We start from the raw sequence: 14,553 nt of genomic DNA, 5'->3' as shown, positions 1-14,553 counted from the left end.
ACTTGATTCAGGAGTGAAGACCCATGCGCCAATTCGACGAGATGTACAGCCGCCTGCCCGCAGTGGGCGATGGCGGTGAAGTCCGAAAGCACTACCAGGCTTACGCCCGTTGGTTGCAAACGCAAGCCCCGCACGCCATGGCTGCACGGCGCGAAGAGGCTGAGATGATTTTCAGGCGCGTGGGCATCACTTTTGCGGTGTATGGCGACAAGGACGAAGATGCAAACACCGACGAGGGGGGCACCGAGCGGCTGATCCCGTTTGACCTGATTCCCCGCGTGATCGCCGCCCAGGAGTGGCACAGCATGGAAGCCGGCTTGGTCCAGCGCGTGACCGCCCTGAATCGCTTCATCCATGATGTTTATCACGATCAGGAGATCCTCAAGGCAGGGGTGGTGCCGCGTGAGCAAATCGAGCGCAACGCCCAGTTTCGCCCTGAAATGTTGGGCGTGGACGTGCCCAACAACACCTATTCGCACATCAGTGGCATCGATATCGTGCGCGCCCCCGACAGTTCGGGCAAGGGCGAGTATTACGTGCTGGAAGACAACCTGCGCGTGCCCAGCGGCGTGAGTTACATGCTGGAAGACCGCAAGATGATGATGCGGCTGTTCCCCGAGTTGTTCAGCCAGCACCGCGTAGCCCCCGTGGCGCATTACCCCGATTTGTTGTTAGAGACTTTGCGTGCCTCCAGCCCTGCCAGCACGGCCGAGCCCACGGTGGTGGTGCTCACCCCTGGCATGTACAACAGCGCTTACTTTGAACACGCCTTTTTGGCCCAGCAAATGGGCGTGGAGTTGGTCGAGGGCCAGGACCTGTTTGTCAAAGACAAGTTTGTGTACATGCGCACCACGCGCGGCCCCAAACGGGTGGACGTGATTTACCGCCGGGTGGACGATGATTTTTTGGACCCCAATGTGTTCCGTCCCACTTCAACGCTGGGCTGCGCTGGCCTGATGGACGCCTACAAGGCAGGGCATGTGGCGATATGCAATGCCGTGGGCACGGGCGTGGCGGACGACAAGTCGATCTACCCGTATGTGCCCGAGATGATCAAGTTTTACCTGGGCGAGGCGCCTATCCTCCAAAATGTGCCCACATTTCAGTGCCGCAAGCCCGAGGATTTGCAGTACACCCTGGCGCACCTGAAAGATTTGGTGGTCAAGGAAGTGCACGGCGCTGGAGGCTACGGCATGCTGGTTGGCCCGGCATCGACTGCCGCAGAAATCGAGCGATTCAGGGCGGCTTTGTTGGCCAACCCCGAGGGCTACATCGCCCAGCCCACGCTCAGTTTGTCCACTTGCCCGACCTATGTGGACAGCGGCATTGCACCTCGCCACATTGACCTGCGCCCCTTTGTGCTGAGCGGCCGCACGGTACAGATGGTGCCCGGTGGGCTGACCCGCGTGGCGCTCAAAGAGGGCTCTTTGGTGGTCAACAGCAGCCAGGGCGGCGGCACCAAAGACACCTGGATATTGCAGGACTGAAGGGACAACGCACATGCTTTCAAGAACCGCCGACCATTTGTTCTGGATGTCCCGCTACATGGAGCGGGCCGAGAACACCGCCCGCATGCTCAACGTGAGCTACGAGACCTCGCTCCTGCCGCAATCTGCCGCCGCTGTGGAAGCGGGCTGGGAGGGTATTTTGTCGATCAGCGAGCTGCTGCCGTCTTATTTGGCACTGTACAAAACCATCACTTCACGCGATGTGATGGCCTTCATGGTCAAGGACGCCAACAACCCCTCATCCATTTTGTCTTGCTTGCGTGCGGCGCGAGAAAATGCCCGCGCCGTGCGCGGCACCTTGACCACCGAGGTTTGGGAGACGCAAAACCAGACCTGGCTGGAAGTCAACCGCATGCTCAAAAGCGGCGAATTTGAGCGCGACCCGGGTCAGTTTTTCGAGTGGGTCAAGTTCCGCTCGCACCTGTCACGCGGCGTGACGGTGGGCACCATGCTGATGGATGAATCCCTGTACTTCATGCGCATGGGCACATTTTTGGAGCGGGCCGATAACACCGCGCGTTTGGTGGATGTCAAGTTCCACGCCATGCAAAACGATTTTTTTGGCGCGCCGCAGTTGGGTGTGCTTGAGACAGAATCCACGCAGGAATACGATTTTTACCACTGGAGTGCCATCTTGCGCAGCGTGAGCGGCTTTGAGGTTTACCGCAAGGTCTACCGCGACGTGATTCGCCCTGAGCGCGTGGCGGAGTTGCTGATCTTGCGCCCGGACATGCCGCGCTCATTGCATGTGAGCCTGAACGAAGTGGTGGCCAATTTGGCGCTGGTGTCACATGACCGCGAGAGCGACACACTGCGCCACGCCGGTCGCTTGCGTGCCGAATTGGCTTTTGGGCGCATCGACGAAATTTTGGCGACCGGCCTGCATGCCTATTTGACGCAGTTTTTGGAGCGGGTGAATGTGTTGGGTGGACGCATCAGCCGCGAATTTCTGATGCCGCAGGCCGCTTGAATCAGTCCAGCGTCAACACCACAGGCGCGTGGTCGCTGGGTCGCTCGTTCTTGCGCGGAGCGCGGTCGATCACGCAGGCCGTTGTACGAGATTTCAAGGCTTCAGAAATCAAGATGTGGTCAATGCGCAAGCCCCGGTTGCGGCGGAACGCAAAATCACGGTAGTCCCACCAGCTGTAGCTTTTTTCGGCTTGTTCAAACAGTCGGAAACTGTCGGTCAGGCCCAGATCGGTCAAGGCTTGCAGCTTTTCACGCTCGGCCACGGTGCAGTGGATCGTGTCTTTGAGGCCCACCGGGTCCCACATGTCCAATTCGTCAAAGGTGATGTTGTAGTCACCCAGCAGCACCAGGTTCGGGTGTTTGTGCATCTCGCTGCCCACCCAATCGCGCAGCGCGTCCAACCAGCGCATTTTGTAGACAAACTTGTCGCTGTCGGGTGCTTGGCCGTTGGGGAAGTAGGCACCGATGACCCGTACCGAACCGCCCGCACCGTCGGGGTAGGTGGCGGCGATCACACGCGACATATCGTCTTCAAAGCCTGGGATATTTTTGACCACATCGGTGCCCGTGGCAGGGGAAATCAGCGCCACGCCGTTGTAGGTTTTTTGGCCAAACCAATGGGCTTGGTAGCCGGCCTCTTGCAGGGCGGCGATGGGAAATTTATCGTCGGTGAGCTTGAGTTCTTGCAGGGCGAGCACATCGATGCCACCGGACGCTTTTTGCGCTGCCAGCCAGTCTAAAACTTGCGGCAGGCGCACCGACAACGAATTCACATTCCAGGTGGCGATTTTCATGGCGTGCAGGTGCTGTGGTTTTGGTAGGTCACAAAGCTGAAGTGCAAGCCGTTGGCCGCCACATGGGCCTCGCGCTGCACTTCAGACCAGCCAGCCGACAGCTCGGGTGCGAAGGCATCGCCTTCAAAATCGGCATCGATCTCGGTGACGACCGCTGAGCTGGCCAAGGGTTGCGCCAAACGGTAAATTTCGGCACCGCCCATGATCCAGGCGTCAGGCGCATCGCCGCACAGCCGCATGGCGTTTTCGATGGAGGCTGCACGCCAAGCGCCTTCGGCTTGCCAGTCGCTCTGGCGGGTCACGACGATGTTCAGGCGCCCGGGCAGTGGGCGAAAGCGTGCGGGCAACGAATCCCAGGTCTTGCGGCCCATGATGACCGGCTGGCCAAGGGTGATGCGCTTGAAGTGCGCCAGGTCTTCAGGCAGATGCCAGGGCATTTGGTTGTCTTTGCCGATCACACCATTGCGGGCGCGGGCGTAAATCATGTGCAACTTCATCGGGCTCCGCCTCAAACAGCGACCGGTGCTTTGATGGCAGGGTGGCATTCGTAACCCACGACCTCGAAATCTTCAAATTCGTAATCGAAGATCGAAGCAGGCTTGCGTTTGATGTTCAGGGTCGGGTAGGCCATGGGCGAGCGGCTGAGCTGCAGCTCGACCTGCTCATGGTGGTTGCTGTAAATGTGGCAATCGCCACCGGTCCAAATGAAATCCCCCACGTCCATGTCGCACTGCTGGGCCACCATGTGGGTCAGCAGCGCATAGCTGGCGATGTTGAAGGGCACGCCCAAAAAGATGTCGGCGCTGCGCTGGTAAAGCTGGCAGGACAGGCGGGGCTTGTCGCCCGCCTTTTGCGGCGGGGCCACATAAAACTGGAAGAACGCATGGCAGGGCATCAGCGCCATCTGGTCGAGCTCGGCCACATTCCATGCACTCACGATGATGCGGCGACTGTCGGGGTTGTTTTTGAGCGTGTCCATGACCTGCTGCATCTGGTCGATATGGCCGCCGCCCGGCGTGGGCCAGCTGCGCCACTGCACGCCATAAACCGGGCCGAGCGAGCCGTCCTCGCGCGCCCATTCGTCCCAGATGGTGCAGCCGCGCTCTTGCAACCACTTCACATTGCTGTCGCCCCGCAAAAACCACAGCAACTCCACGATGATGGCCCGTAAAAACACCTTTTTGGTGGTCACCAGCGGGAAACCTTCGTTCAGGTCAAACCGCATCTGGTGGCCAAACACGCTGCGCGTGCCCGTGCCGGTGCGGTCACCCTTTTGCACGCCGGTCGTGTAGACATGGCGCATGAAGTCTTCGTACTGGCTGCGTACTGGGCGATGAAGGGTGGCGACAGTGGCGTTCATGGTCTTGGTTTTCAGGTCAAAGGGGTTAGGCAAGCACGCGCCCCGGGTTCAAGATGTTGTGGGGGTCCAGCGCCTGTTTCACGGCCCGCATCATGGCCATGGCTGTGGGGTCTTTGTAGTGGGGCAGCTTGTTCACTTTTTGTGCGCCCACACCATGCTCGGCGCTGATGGAGCCGCCATAGCGTTTGACCTGGTCAAACACCAGGGTGTTGATCTTGTCCTCGAAAGCGATCACAAAGGCCTTGCTGTCAGACCCTTCGGGTGCTTGCACGTTGTAGTGCAAGTTGCCATCGCCCAAGTGACCAAAGTCAACCAAGCGCACGCCGGTTACTTCGCGGGTCAGCAGGGCATCGGTCTCCTGCACAAAGTGGGCGATCTGCGAGACCGGAATGCTGATGTCGTGCTTGATGTTTTGGCCTTCTTGCACTTGGGCCAAAGTGATGCTTTCGCGGATGTGCCAAAGGCCTTTGGCTTGCGTCAAGCTTTCGGCGACGACGGCATCGCTCACCCAGCCTGCTTCCATGGCCGTTTCAAGCAGGGCCTCAAACTGGCCGCGGGCGTGTTGCTCGCTTTCGCTGTCAGAGTTTTCCAGCAGCACGCACCAAGGGGTGTCTTGCCAAATCGGCACGCGCAGATGGGGGTAGTGCTTGTCCACCAAGCTCAGTGCAAATTGGCCCATGACCTCAAAGCCCGTCAAGCCCGGCCCCAAGCGTTGGTGGGCCAGGCCCAGCAATTGCACCGCAGCTTCCATGCTCGGCACCGCGGCCCAGGCCGTCAGTTGCGCAGCGGGTTGGGGGTAAAGCTTCATGGTGGCGGCGGTGATGATGCCCAGTGTGCCTTCGCTGCCAACCATCAGGTTGCGCAGGTCATACCCGGTGTTGTCTTTGCGCAGGCCGGTCAGGCCATGCCAGATGTCGCCTTGTGCGGTGACGACTTCCAGGCCCAGGCACAGCTCGCGGGTGTTGCCATAGCGCACCACCTGGGTGCCGCCCGCGTTGGTTCCAAGGTTGCCGCCAATCGTGCAGCTGCCTTCAGCGCCCAAACTCAAAGGGAATAAAAATCCAGCTTGCTCGGCAGCCGTTTGCAGGTTTTGCAGCACACAGCCGGCTTCCACGGTGATGGTCAGGTTGGCCGGGTCAAGGGCGCGCACCGCGTTCATGCGGGTCATGCTCAGCACGATTTGCTGTCCGGTGTTGTCGGGGATGCCGCCCACCACCAAGCCCGTATTGCCGCCTTGGGGAACGATGGGCGTGCGGGTTTGCGCACAGGCCTTCACGACGGATGCCACTTCTTCAGTGTTACCCGGGCGAACCACAGCCAAGGCCCGACCGCTCACCCGTTTGCGCCAGTCTTGCTCCCAAGGGCTCAGGTCGGTGGCAGGGTCTTCGTGCGTCAAAACATTGGCCGGGCCGCAAATTTGGCGCAGCTGTTCGAGCAGAGCTGGGGGCAAAACTTGGCTCATGGTGTTCAGTCCCTTGGGACGGGCACAAAATTGCCCGTGGCTTTGGCCGCTTTAAAACGGATGCGTACATGCAGAGCGCAAGCCACAAACAAAGTGGTGCACAGCAAGGTTTGCAGCATGGCCAAGCCCGAAGAGGGCCAGGCATCGCCCCAAGCCCGCACCACCCCTTCGGTGAAGTACAGCCAAACCAGCATGCTGACCCAGCGGTAGGTGTACATGCGGTTTTTCAGCAAACCGGCCATGGGGATGCACAAAGGCAGCACCTTGATGGCCCACCATGAGCCACCTTCGCGCAGTGGGGCCAGCCAAAGTTCCCAGGCCAGTCCCAGAACAATCAGGCCCAGCAAGCTGCCCACGGCCAGCCAGCGGGTGCTATCGAGACCCGCTGGCGCAGCGGGTTCTTCGGTGGAGGGGGTGCTTGTTTCAGTGTTCGTGTTCATTGCGGTGGCATCATACCGGGCATGCAATCTAACTTGAACAAGACCTCTTTGCGCGACCACACGGGTCTGTGGTGGCAAGAGGTGTCGGTTTTCCCTTGGCGACAGATGGGTGCGGTCTTGGCCGAGCGCTTTCGCGATGCGCGTTTGGGTGTCAGCGCCAGCTCGCTCACCTTCACCACCGTGTTGGCCTTGGTACCGCTGTTTGCAGTCGGTTTGGCGGTTTTTTCAGCTTTTCCGGTTTTTGGCAAATTTCAGGACACGATCCAGCGCTGGTTGATCGAAAGTCTGGTGCCCGAGAGCATTGCACGCCAAGTGCTCAGTTACCTCACCCAGTTCTCGCTCAAGGCCAGTCGGCTGGGCACGGCCGGATTGGTCGCTGTGCTGTTGTCGGCGGTTTTTTTGATGGTCACGATCGAGCGCACCTTGGGCCAAATTTGGCGTTTGCAGCGTCAACGACCCTTGCCGCAAAGGGTCTTGTTGTATTGGTCGGCCATCACGCTGGGGCCCTTGCTTTTGGGCAGCAGTTTGGCCGTCACTTCTTTTGTGGTCACGGCCTCCCGCGACGTTGTGAATGTCTTGCCGGGCTCAACCCGCTGGTTGTTGGACGGGTTTGAGTTTTTGATGCTCACCGCTTGTGTGAGTGGTTTGTATTTCTATGTGCCTTACACCCGGGTCCGTTGGCGTCACGCCATCACGGCTGGCTTTTTGGTGGCGGGGTCGCTGGAAGTGGCCAAAAAAATGATGGCTTTTTACCTGCTCGAGGTGCCCACCTATTCGCTGGTCTACGGTGCATTTGCAGCCGTTCCGATTTTGCTGGTCTGGATTTATGTGACTTGGTTGCTGGTTTTGCTGGGTGCGGTGCTGGCTTCTAGTTTGCCCGAGTTGGGGCGTCAGGCTTGGCGCAAACCCGAAGGTGCTGGGTGGTCATTCCGCTTGGCCCTGGAGGTGTTGGCCGAGTTGAATGCGGCCAGAGCCACCGATCAACGGGGCTTTAGTGCCGACGAACTGGCGGTGCGCTTGCGGGTGGAAACCGACGAGCTGCGTCAGGTCTTGGGGGTGCTGCAAAGTCTGGATTGGGTAGGCCGCTTGACCGAGCAAAACGATTCAGGCCAAGCCCGGCAAGTGTTGTTGGTGGACCCTCACATGGCCAGTGTGGCGCCTCTGGCTGACCGTTTGCTGGTGTTGCGGGGTTCAGCCACCGACCCGCTGTGGCTGCAAACGGGCTTAGACCAGATCCGGTTGGCGCAGCTTCTTAAAAACTGACCCGGCCTCGCCACATGTCACGGTACATCACCCAGTCACCCATGAAGCTGTAAAGCGGGCGTTTGAAACTGGCGGGCTTGTTTTTCTCAAACACAAAATGCCCGATCCATGCGCAGCCATAGCCGCACAGCAAGGCATATAAAAAGTATTGCGGCTTGCCCGTCACGGCCAACATGGCCAGACACATCAGGCTCAAACTGCTGCCCAAAAAATGCATGCGGCGGCAGGTGCGGTCGCTGTGCTCGCTCAAATAAAAGGGGTAGAACTCTGCAAAGCTAGCGTGCCGGGGTGCAGGTGTTTCAGCGGGATTCATGGTGTGTCTCCGGGTGCTTATTCGATTGAAAATGGCGCGTGCAAAAAGCCCCGAAACCGGGCTCGGCCGCCGCGCACGGGGGCTTGCGTGAGTTGGTAATTGGGAAAGCGCTGCACAAACCGGCCGATCGCGATGCGACCTTCCAAACGCGCCAAGCTCAAGCCTGCGCATTGGTGCACGCCAAAACCAAAAGCCAGGTGTTTGTTGCCGGTGCGGCGCAGGTCCAGCTTTTCGGGGTTGGCATAAACGGCCGGGTCACGGTTGGCCGCGCCGATGCACAGCGTGACCAAGGCTCCCGCTGGCAGATCGAAGCCGTTGACCTGCGTGGCTTGCAGGGCTCGTCGGTTGCTCAGTTGGTTGGACGATTCAAAGCGCAAAAACTCGTCCACCGCCAAGCCCAATACGCTGGCCTGGGCTTGTTCATCGCTGGCTTGACTCAGATCGGCCAAGAGCTGCAGGCGCTGCTCGGGCCATTCTTGCAGGCTGATGAGCGCGTTTCCGATCAGGTTGGTGGTGGTCTCATGTCCGGCATTGAGCAAAAACACGCAGTTTTGCAGCAGCTCCACTTCGCTCAGGGCATCGCCACCCGTGTCGCCTTCTTTTTCTCCCTGGATCAGCCGGGTCAACACATCGTGTTCTGGATCACCCGGGTGCAGGCGGCGATCCGCCACCAGAGCGCGCAGATAGGCCAGAAACTCGGTCACGCTGCGGTGTCCCAGCGCTTCCTGCTCAGGGGTGAGGGCAGGCTCAAGCGCCCCCAAAATGGCCAGCGACCAGCCGCGCAGAGGCTCTCGCTCGGCGTGCGGCACGCCCAGCAGGTTGCCGATGATCTCGACCGGAATGGCCGATGCAAAGTGCTCGATCAGATCGCCGCCGCCATGGGCCTCGATCTTGTCCAGCAGGCTGTCCACCAGCAGCACCAGCCCCGGCTCCATGGCTTCAATGGCCCGGCGGGTCAGTGCCCCCATGATGAGGCGGCGCACCCGGGTGTGCAGGGGTGGGTCATTGAAGACCAGGCTGTGGGTGTGGTGCTCGAACAGCGGGGAGACACCGCTCGCTGTGGCGAAGGGCGGCTGGTTGAACGGGGCGTGGTTGTATTTGGGGCCGAACTCGACTTGCTTGTCGGAGCTGAACACCTTGGCATCTCGGTAAACCGCCACCAAATCGGCATGGCGGGTCAGGAAGAACGAGCCATCGGGCATGCGCTTGAAAGGCTCAGCCTCGCGCAGTGCGGCATAGACCGGATACGGGTTGTCCAGAAAGTCGCGTGGCAAGGCCCGCAGGTCCAGCGAGTGGGCGATTGTCTGGGCTCTGTCAGCCGACAAAGGCGGGGTGATGTGTGCAGCCAGTGTGTTCATGTTGCAGGTGCGTAAGCCTGTGCGCAAAGGGTCGTGAAGCTCACGGCTTCAAAAAATCCTTGAGCGCCTGCAACACGCCTTCGGGCGCTTCGGTCATGAGCGAATGGCCTGCGGCCAGCCTCACCACCTTGGGCTGTTGGCACAGGTCGATCAGGTTTTGCGCCGCTTTGGGCGGCGTCATCTGGTCGGCGTTGCCCAGCACAAACAGGGTGGGGCAGGCCACTTGCGGCATGGCGGCTTCTGCGCCTCGGTAGTCGTCACAGGCCTTGAAGCCGGTGTGGAACACATTGACCTGCGTGTTGCTGGCCAGCACCCGGCGCATCAGCGCCTTGCTACCGCCGTACAGCCAAGTGCCGGGGCCCAAGGCCGAAGGGGGTGGGGCCCATGTGGAATGCGAAAAGGTGTTGACCATGTCGATGGCCTTGAACGGGGCGCTGACCGATAAGTCGAGCAAAGTGGGCGACACGGCCATGGGATAGGCGGTGCCGACCATCACCAAATGGCTCACGCGCCCAGGGTGCGCTGCGGCGTCGCGTGCTGTGGCTTCAAGCGCGATCAGCGAGCCAAAGCTGTGGCCGATCAGCGCGGCTTTCTCGATCTTCAGGGCGTCGAGCAAGGCGATGACGGTGTCGGCGGCTTGCTCCACGCTTTGGGGCGGTGTGCCTTCACTTTTGCAGTGCCCGGGCAGGTCAAGCGCCAGCACGTTCCAGCCGTGGTGCGCCAAATAACGGGTTTGCAAAATCCAGACGCTGTGGTCGTTCAGCACGCCGTGGATGAACACGGCGGTGGGCTGGGCGGGGTTGAAGGGCTTGCCGCCGGTGTAGGCGTAAAGCTCGTGGCCTTGAACGGAGATCTTCATGGTCAGGCCCCTGCTTTCTCGGCCGCTTTGAGTGCCTTTTTCAGGTCGTCGATCAGGTCGGCCGGGTCTTCCAAGCCAATCGACAGTCGGATGGTACCGGGGCCAATGCCGCCTGCGGCCAAGGCTTCGTCCGTCATGCGGAAATGCGTGGTGCTGGCCGGGTGGATCACCAGACTGCGGCAGTCGCCCACATTGGCCAGGTGGCTGAAGACCTTGAGGGTTTCGATGAACTTTTGGCCTTGGGCGCGGCTTCCCTTGATGTCAAAGCTGAACACCGAGCCAGCGCCGCGTGGCAGAAGCTTTTGCGCCAAAGCGTGCGAAGGGTGGCTGTCCAACATGGGGTGGCCCACGCGGCTGACCAGCGGGTGCGCGGCCAAAAATTCGACCACTTTGGCGGTGTTTTCCATGTGGCGCGCCATGCGCAGGGGCAAGGTTTCGATGCCTTGCAAAATCAGCCAAGCGGTGTGCGGGCTCATGCAAGCGCCAAAGTCGCGCAGGCCTTCGCGCCGGGCGCGCAGCAAAAAGGCACCCACGGTGCTTTCTTCGCTGAACACCATGTTGTGAAAGCCTGCGTAGGCTTGGCTCAGCTCGGCGAACTTGCCCGATTTGTCCCAGTCAAAACTGCCGCCATCCACCACCACGCCGCCCACCACCGTGCCGTGGCCTGACAAAAATTTGGTGGCCGAGTGGTAGACCAGATCGGCTCCGTGGTCAAAAGGTTTGATCAGCCAAGGCGAGGTGAGGGTGGAGTCCACCAGCAGTGGCACCCCCGCTTCGTGCGCGATGGCACTCACCGCTTCGATGTCCAGCACGTCCATGCCAGGGTTGCCCACGGTTTCGCCAAAAAAGAGTTTGGTGTCGGGTTGAACAGCGGTGCGCCAGGCGTCCAGGTCACCGGGTTTGACAAAAGTGGTGCGAATGCCAAAGCGGCTCAGGGTGTAGTGCAGCAGGTTGTGTGAGCCGCCGTACAAAGCAGAAGAGGCCACGATGTGCGAACCCGCACCCATGAGCGTGGCAATCGCCAGGTGCAGCGCCGCTTGGCCGCTGGCGGTGGTGATCGCGCCGATGCCGCCTTCAAGGGCCGAGACGCGCTGCTCCAGCACCGCATTGGTGGGGTTGCTGATCCGGCTGTAGACATGGCCTGGGCGCTCGAGGTTGAAGAGGGCAGCGGCTTGGTCTGATGACTCGAAAACGAAAGAGGTGGTCAGGTGAATGGGGACTGCGCGAGCACCAGTGGTCGGGTCGGGCGCTGCGCCTGCGTGCAAGGCCAAAGTGTCAAAACCAGGGTCACCGTAACCGGCCATGAGAGATCTCCGAAAAAAGAAAACGTTGGACAGGGTTTTGGCTTGTCCGTCGGTGTTCATTGTGAGCTATATTGAATTCTCACCGATACCGATTTCGACCCCAAGGAGACACACCATGCAAGTCAGCGACATCCTCCGCGTCAAGGGCGGTACCTTGTTCACTGTTCAGCCTGACGAACCCCTGTCTTTGGCCATGACCGACATGGCCGAAAAGGACATCGGCTCTTTGGTGGTCATGGACCGGGGCCAATTGGTGGGCATGTTGACTTTTCGCGAAGTGATACAGCGAATTGTCAAAAACGGTGGGCAAGTGGGCAGCACCAAGGTGCGAGAGGCCATGGAAGCCCAACCGCAGACTTGCTCTGGCGCTACCGACATCGACGAGGTGCGCCGCATGATGTTGGAACACCATGCCCGTTACATGCCTGTGATGGACGACCAAATGTTGATGGGTGTGATCAGTTTTTACGATGTGGCCAAAGCTGTGGTGGACAGCCAGAATTTTGAAAACACCATGCTCAAAGCCTACATCCGGGATTGGCCCGACGCTTCCTCTTCAGAAGCCGGAAACGCCAAGCAGTGAAGCTTTTCCCAGCGGAGTGAGCCCGCTCTGGGATAATTCGTACCCATGAGCGGCAATACATTCGGAAATCTCTTCTCGGTCACCAACTTTGGTGAATCCCACGGCCCAGCCATTGGCTGCGTGATTGACGGCTGCCCCCCGGGCATGCCTTTGAGTGAGGCTGACATCCAGCCCGACCTCGACCGCCGCCGCCCCGGCACCAGCAAATTCGTCACCCAACGCAACGAACCCGATGCGGTGCAAATCTTGTCGGGCGTGTTCCAAGGCCTGACCACCGGCACCCCCATCTGCCTGTTGATCAACAACACCGACCAGCGCAGCAAGGACTATGGCGACATTCTGCAAACCTTTCGCCCGGGCCATGCCGACTACACCTACTGGCGCAAATACGGCCTGCGCGACCCGCGTGGCGGTGGCCGTTCATCGGCCCGCTTGACGGCCCCCATGGTGGCCGCAGGCGCGGTGGCCAAAAAATGGCTGAAGGAACAATTTGGCACCACCTTTGTGGGCTGCATGACCCAAATTGGCGATGTGCCGATTGGCTTTGAGAGCTGGGACCATGTGCCGAACAACCCGTTTTTTGCCCCGGTGGCCGATGTGTCGGCCCTGGAGAACTACATGAACACTCTGCGCAAATCGGGCGATTCTTGTGGTGCGCGCCTGCGCGTGGTGGCGCGGGGCATGCCCGTGGGCTTGGGCCAGCCGCTGTTTGACAAGATCGACGCTGACATTGCGTTTGCCATGATGGGGATCAATGCTGTCAAGGGCGTGGAGATCGGCGCGGGCTTTGGCTGCGTCACGCAAAAGGGCAGCAGCGCTGGCGACACGCTCACGCCCGAGGGTTTTGTGGGCAACAACGCAGGCGGCGTGCTGGGCGGCATCAGCACCGGGCAGGACATCGAGGTGTCGATCGCCATCAAGCCCACCAGCTCGATCCTGATTGCCCGCGACTCGATTGATTCTGACGGCAAGCCGACCGAGGTCATCACCAAAGGCCGACATGATCCGTGTGTGGGCATCCGCGCCACGCCGATTGCAGAAGCCATGCTGGCGCTGGTGGTGATGGAGCACGCCTTGCAGCACCGCGCCCAATGCGGCGATGTCGAGCACGCGCAGGCCCCGATTGCTGCGGCCAAGCCATAAGGCATGACGCCACGCCGTCAGCTTTGGCCTTTTGCCGCTTTGTCGGCCAGTTACTTTGCACACATCGGGTTTTTCAATCCGTATTTGCCGCTGTGGCTGAAAGACATGGGCTTGAGCCTGCTCACCATCAGCGTGCTCACGGCCGTTCAGGCCACCACCCGATTGTTTGCCCCTTATGCCTGGGGCGCCTTGAGCGACCGCACGGGCGAGCGGGTCAAGTTGTTGCGCATCGGGGCTGGGGTGGCGTTTGCCACAGCTTGTTTGCTGTTTTGGGACTGGAGCCCGGTGGGTTTGGGCCTGGTTTTGTTGCTCATGTTCACCCATACCAGCGCCATGATGCCCATGAGCGAGGCGGCCATGGCCCATTTGGTGAGCCGCGATGGCGCCTTTGACACCAAGCGTTATGGCCGAGTGCGCCTGTGGGGTTCGATGGGTTTTTTGGTCACTGTGTTTGCCGCCGGGGCCTGGTTCGAGGCCTTTGGCATGCAGCACTTTCCGGGCTGGACCGTGCTCACCTTGGGGGCGGTGTTGATCAGCGTTTGGTGGATGCCCGACCTCAAAGAGTCGGCGCCTCAAGTGCGCGTGCATGCCTCGGTCGTGCCGGTTTTGAGTCAACCACCCGTGCACTGGTTTTTTGCGTCCACGTTTTTTCATGTGTTGTCGCACATTGGTGTGTATGTTTTCTTCTCCCTGTACCTCGATTCCTTGGGCTACAGCAAAACCATGATCGGCTTGCTCTGGGCGGTGTCGGTGGCGGTGGAGGTGGTGTGGTTTTTCACCCAATCGCGTTGGTTACCCCGGCTGCCGCTGACCGCTTGGTTGGTGGCTTGCTCGGCCGTCATGCTGTTGCGCATGGTGCTCACCGCCGGATGGGCCGACGTGTTGTGGGTCTTGTTGTTGGCCCAGACGCTGCACGCCATCACCTTTGCAACCCATCACACGGTGTGTATCGCCTTGATTTCAAAGCATTTTTCGGGCCCTTTGCGTGGTCGCGGTCAGGCGCTGTACACCGTGGTGGCCTATGGGTTTCCGGGCGTGTTGGGGGCTTTGCTGGGCGGCGTCATCAGTGAGCGCTGGGGCCTGCAAAGCGTGTTCGTGGCCAGTTGTCTGATCAGTTTGCTGGCCACGGCCGCAGCTTTCAAGGTGTGGCGTTTGCACCACCTCGGCAGGTCGGCCGCGATGTGATGGAGATTGCTT

Annotated in this window: 15 protein-coding genes; 6 read left to right on the top strand and 9 right to left on the bottom strand. The window is 60.2% G+C overall.

Annotation, left to right across the window (positions count from 1 at the left end; genetic code table 11):
* Window positions 1–23 precede the first annotated feature (23 nt).
* Together Q1M54_RS06680 and Q1M54_RS06675 are read left to right on the top strand one after the other, a co-directional pair.
* Window positions 24–1,487, top strand: coding sequence for a circularly permuted type 2 ATP-grasp protein (locus Q1M54_RS06680; protein ID WP_300555507.1), 1,464 nt, complete (start codon window positions 24–26; stop codon window positions 1,485–1,487).
* Window positions 1,488–1,500: 13 nt separating this feature from the next.
* Window positions 1,501–2,478, top strand: coding sequence for an alpha-E domain-containing protein (locus tag Q1M54_RS06675; RefSeq protein ID WP_300555505.1), 978 nt, complete (start codon window positions 1,501–1,503; stop codon window positions 2,476–2,478).
* Between the two features lies 1 nt (window position 2,479).
* Here Q1M54_RS06675 and xth read toward each other — a convergent pair whose 3' ends face one another.
* From xth to Q1M54_RS06650, 5 genes are read right to left on the bottom strand one after another with little or no spacing between them, the layout of a single operon-like run.
* A complete protein-coding gene (xth, locus tag Q1M54_RS06670) occupies window positions 2,480–3,271 on the bottom strand; it encodes an exodeoxyribonuclease III (protein WP_300555503.1) in 792 nt (263 codons plus the stop codon).
* Window positions 3,268–3,768, bottom strand: a complete 501-nt coding sequence (locus Q1M54_RS06665; protein WP_300555501.1) for a dihydrofolate reductase — start codon at window positions 3,766–3,768, stop codon at window positions 3,268–3,270. Before Q1M54_RS06665 ends, xth begins: the two co-directional genes overlap by 4 nt.
* An 11-nt stretch (window positions 3,769–3,779) precedes the next feature.
* A complete protein-coding gene (locus Q1M54_RS06660) occupies window positions 3,780–4,631 on the bottom strand; it encodes a thymidylate synthase (protein WP_300555499.1) in 852 nt (283 codons plus the stop codon).
* 25 nt (window positions 4,632–4,656) lie between these two features.
* Complete coding sequence (locus tag Q1M54_RS06655; protein ID WP_300555497.1) at window positions 4,657–6,093, bottom strand: FAD-binding oxidoreductase; 1,437 nt, start codon at window positions 6,091–6,093, stop codon at window positions 4,657–4,659.
* 5 nt (window positions 6,094–6,098) lie between these two features.
* A complete protein-coding gene (locus tag Q1M54_RS06650; RefSeq protein ID WP_300555495.1) occupies window positions 6,099–6,533 on the bottom strand; it encodes a DUF2069 domain-containing protein in 435 nt (144 codons plus the stop codon).
* A 21-nt stretch (window positions 6,534–6,554) separates the two neighbouring features.
* Between Q1M54_RS06650 and Q1M54_RS06645 the strand changes: the two genes are divergently transcribed.
* Complete coding sequence (locus Q1M54_RS06645) at window positions 6,555–7,796, top strand: YihY family inner membrane protein (protein ID WP_300555493.1); 1,242 nt, start codon at window positions 6,555–6,557, stop codon at window positions 7,794–7,796.
* On the opposite strand, the gene Q1M54_RS06640 is transcribed toward Q1M54_RS06645, so the two are convergent.
* From Q1M54_RS06640 to Q1M54_RS06625, 4 genes are read right to left on the bottom strand one after another with little or no spacing between them, the layout of a single operon-like run.
* Window positions 7,786–8,109, bottom strand: a complete 324-nt coding sequence (locus Q1M54_RS06640; protein ID WP_300555491.1) for a DUF962 domain-containing protein — start codon at window positions 8,107–8,109, stop codon at window positions 7,786–7,788. The two genes, Q1M54_RS06645 and Q1M54_RS06640, sit on opposite strands and share 11 nt — an antisense overlap.
* Window positions 8,110–8,126: 17 nt before the next feature.
* Window positions 8,127–9,467 (bottom strand): cytochrome P450, encoded by a 1,341-nt coding sequence (locus Q1M54_RS06635; protein ID WP_300555489.1) that lies wholly within the window; start codon window positions 9,465–9,467, stop codon window positions 8,127–8,129.
* Between the two features lie 40 nt (window positions 9,468–9,507).
* Window positions 9,508–10,326, bottom strand: coding sequence for an alpha/beta hydrolase (locus Q1M54_RS06630; RefSeq protein ID WP_300555487.1), 819 nt, complete (start codon window positions 10,324–10,326; stop codon window positions 9,508–9,510).
* Window positions 10,327–10,328: 2 nt separating this feature from the next.
* Window positions 10,329–11,630, bottom strand: a complete 1,302-nt coding sequence (locus tag Q1M54_RS06625) for an O-acetylhomoserine aminocarboxypropyltransferase (RefSeq protein ID WP_300555485.1) — start codon at window positions 11,628–11,630, stop codon at window positions 10,329–10,331.
* 115 nt (window positions 11,631–11,745) lie between these two features.
* Between Q1M54_RS06625 and Q1M54_RS06620 the strand changes: the two genes are divergently transcribed.
* Genes Q1M54_RS06620 through Q1M54_RS06610 form a run of 3 tightly spaced genes read left to right on the top strand, consistent with a single transcriptional unit; the run spans window position 11,746 to window position 14,541 of the window.
* On the top strand, window positions 11,746–12,213 hold the full coding sequence (locus Q1M54_RS06620) for a CBS domain-containing protein (protein WP_300555483.1): 468 nt from the start codon (window positions 11,746–11,748) through the stop codon (window positions 12,211–12,213).
* A 45-nt stretch (window positions 12,214–12,258) separates the two neighbouring features.
* Entirely contained in the window at window positions 12,259–13,356 is a 1,098-nt protein-coding gene (gene aroC, locus Q1M54_RS06615; RefSeq protein ID WP_300555481.1) for a chorismate synthase, read from the top strand.
* Between the two features lie 3 nt (window positions 13,357–13,359).
* Window positions 13,360–14,541, top strand: coding sequence for an MFS transporter (locus Q1M54_RS06610; protein ID WP_300555479.1), 1,182 nt, complete (start codon window positions 13,360–13,362; stop codon window positions 14,539–14,541).
* Window positions 14,542–14,553: the final 12 nt, after the last annotated feature.

Source organism: Limnohabitans sp. Rim8, from assembly GCF_943326455.1.
In the GTDB taxonomy this organism is placed as follows: Bacteria; Pseudomonadota; Gammaproteobacteria; order Burkholderiales; family Burkholderiaceae_C; genus Limnohabitans_A.
Note: the sequence above shows the minus strand (reverse complement) of the source record. Positions and strands in the feature narration are given on the sequence as shown.

What these genes read in the sequence shown, in the direction of transcription:
- Q1M54_RS06640 (WP_300555491.1), bottom strand. Translation starts at nt 8,109, where the DNA reads ATGAATCCCGCTGAAACACCTGCACCCCGGCACGCTAGCTTTGCAGAG.
- Q1M54_RS06650 (WP_300555495.1), bottom strand. Translation starts at nt 6,533, where the DNA reads ATGAACACGAACACTGAAACAAGCACCCCCTCCACCGAAGAACCCGCT.
- Q1M54_RS06660 (WP_300555499.1), bottom strand. Translation starts at nt 4,631, where the DNA reads ATGAACGCCACTGTCGCCACCCTTCATCGCCCAGTACGCAGCCAGTAC.
- Q1M54_RS06680 (WP_300555507.1), top strand. Translation starts at nt 24, where the DNA reads ATGCGCCAATTCGACGAGATGTACAGCCGCCTGCCCGCAGTGGGCGAT.
- Q1M54_RS06630 (WP_300555487.1), bottom strand. Translation starts at nt 10,326, where the DNA reads ATGAAGATCTCCGTTCAAGGCCACGAGCTTTACGCCTACACCGGCGGC.
- Q1M54_RS06635 (WP_300555489.1), bottom strand. Translation starts at nt 9,467, where the DNA reads ATGAACACACTGGCTGCACACATCACCCCGCCTTTGTCGGCTGACAGA.
- Q1M54_RS06665 (WP_300555501.1), bottom strand. Translation starts at nt 3,768, where the DNA reads ATGAAGTTGCACATGATTTACGCCCGCGCCCGCAATGGTGTGATCGGC.
- Q1M54_RS06645 (WP_300555493.1), top strand. Translation starts at nt 6,555, where the DNA reads ATGCAATCTAACTTGAACAAGACCTCTTTGCGCGACCACACGGGTCTG.
- Q1M54_RS06620 (WP_300555483.1), top strand. Translation starts at nt 11,746, where the DNA reads ATGCAAGTCAGCGACATCCTCCGCGTCAAGGGCGGTACCTTGTTCACT.
- xth (WP_300555503.1), bottom strand. Translation starts at nt 3,271, where the DNA reads ATGAAAATCGCCACCTGGAATGTGAATTCGTTGTCGGTGCGCCTGCCG.
- Q1M54_RS06675 (WP_300555505.1), top strand. Translation starts at nt 1,501, where the DNA reads ATGCTTTCAAGAACCGCCGACCATTTGTTCTGGATGTCCCGCTACATG.
- Q1M54_RS06610 (WP_300555479.1), top strand. Translation starts at nt 13,360, where the DNA reads ATGACGCCACGCCGTCAGCTTTGGCCTTTTGCCGCTTTGTCGGCCAGT.
- Q1M54_RS06655 (WP_300555497.1), bottom strand. Translation starts at nt 6,093, where the DNA reads ATGAGCCAAGTTTTGCCCCCAGCTCTGCTCGAACAGCTGCGCCAAATT.
- aroC (WP_300555481.1), top strand. Translation starts at nt 12,259, where the DNA reads ATGAGCGGCAATACATTCGGAAATCTCTTCTCGGTCACCAACTTTGGT.
- Q1M54_RS06625 (WP_300555485.1), bottom strand. Translation starts at nt 11,630, where the DNA reads ATGGCCGGTTACGGTGACCCTGGTTTTGACACTTTGGCCTTGCACGCA.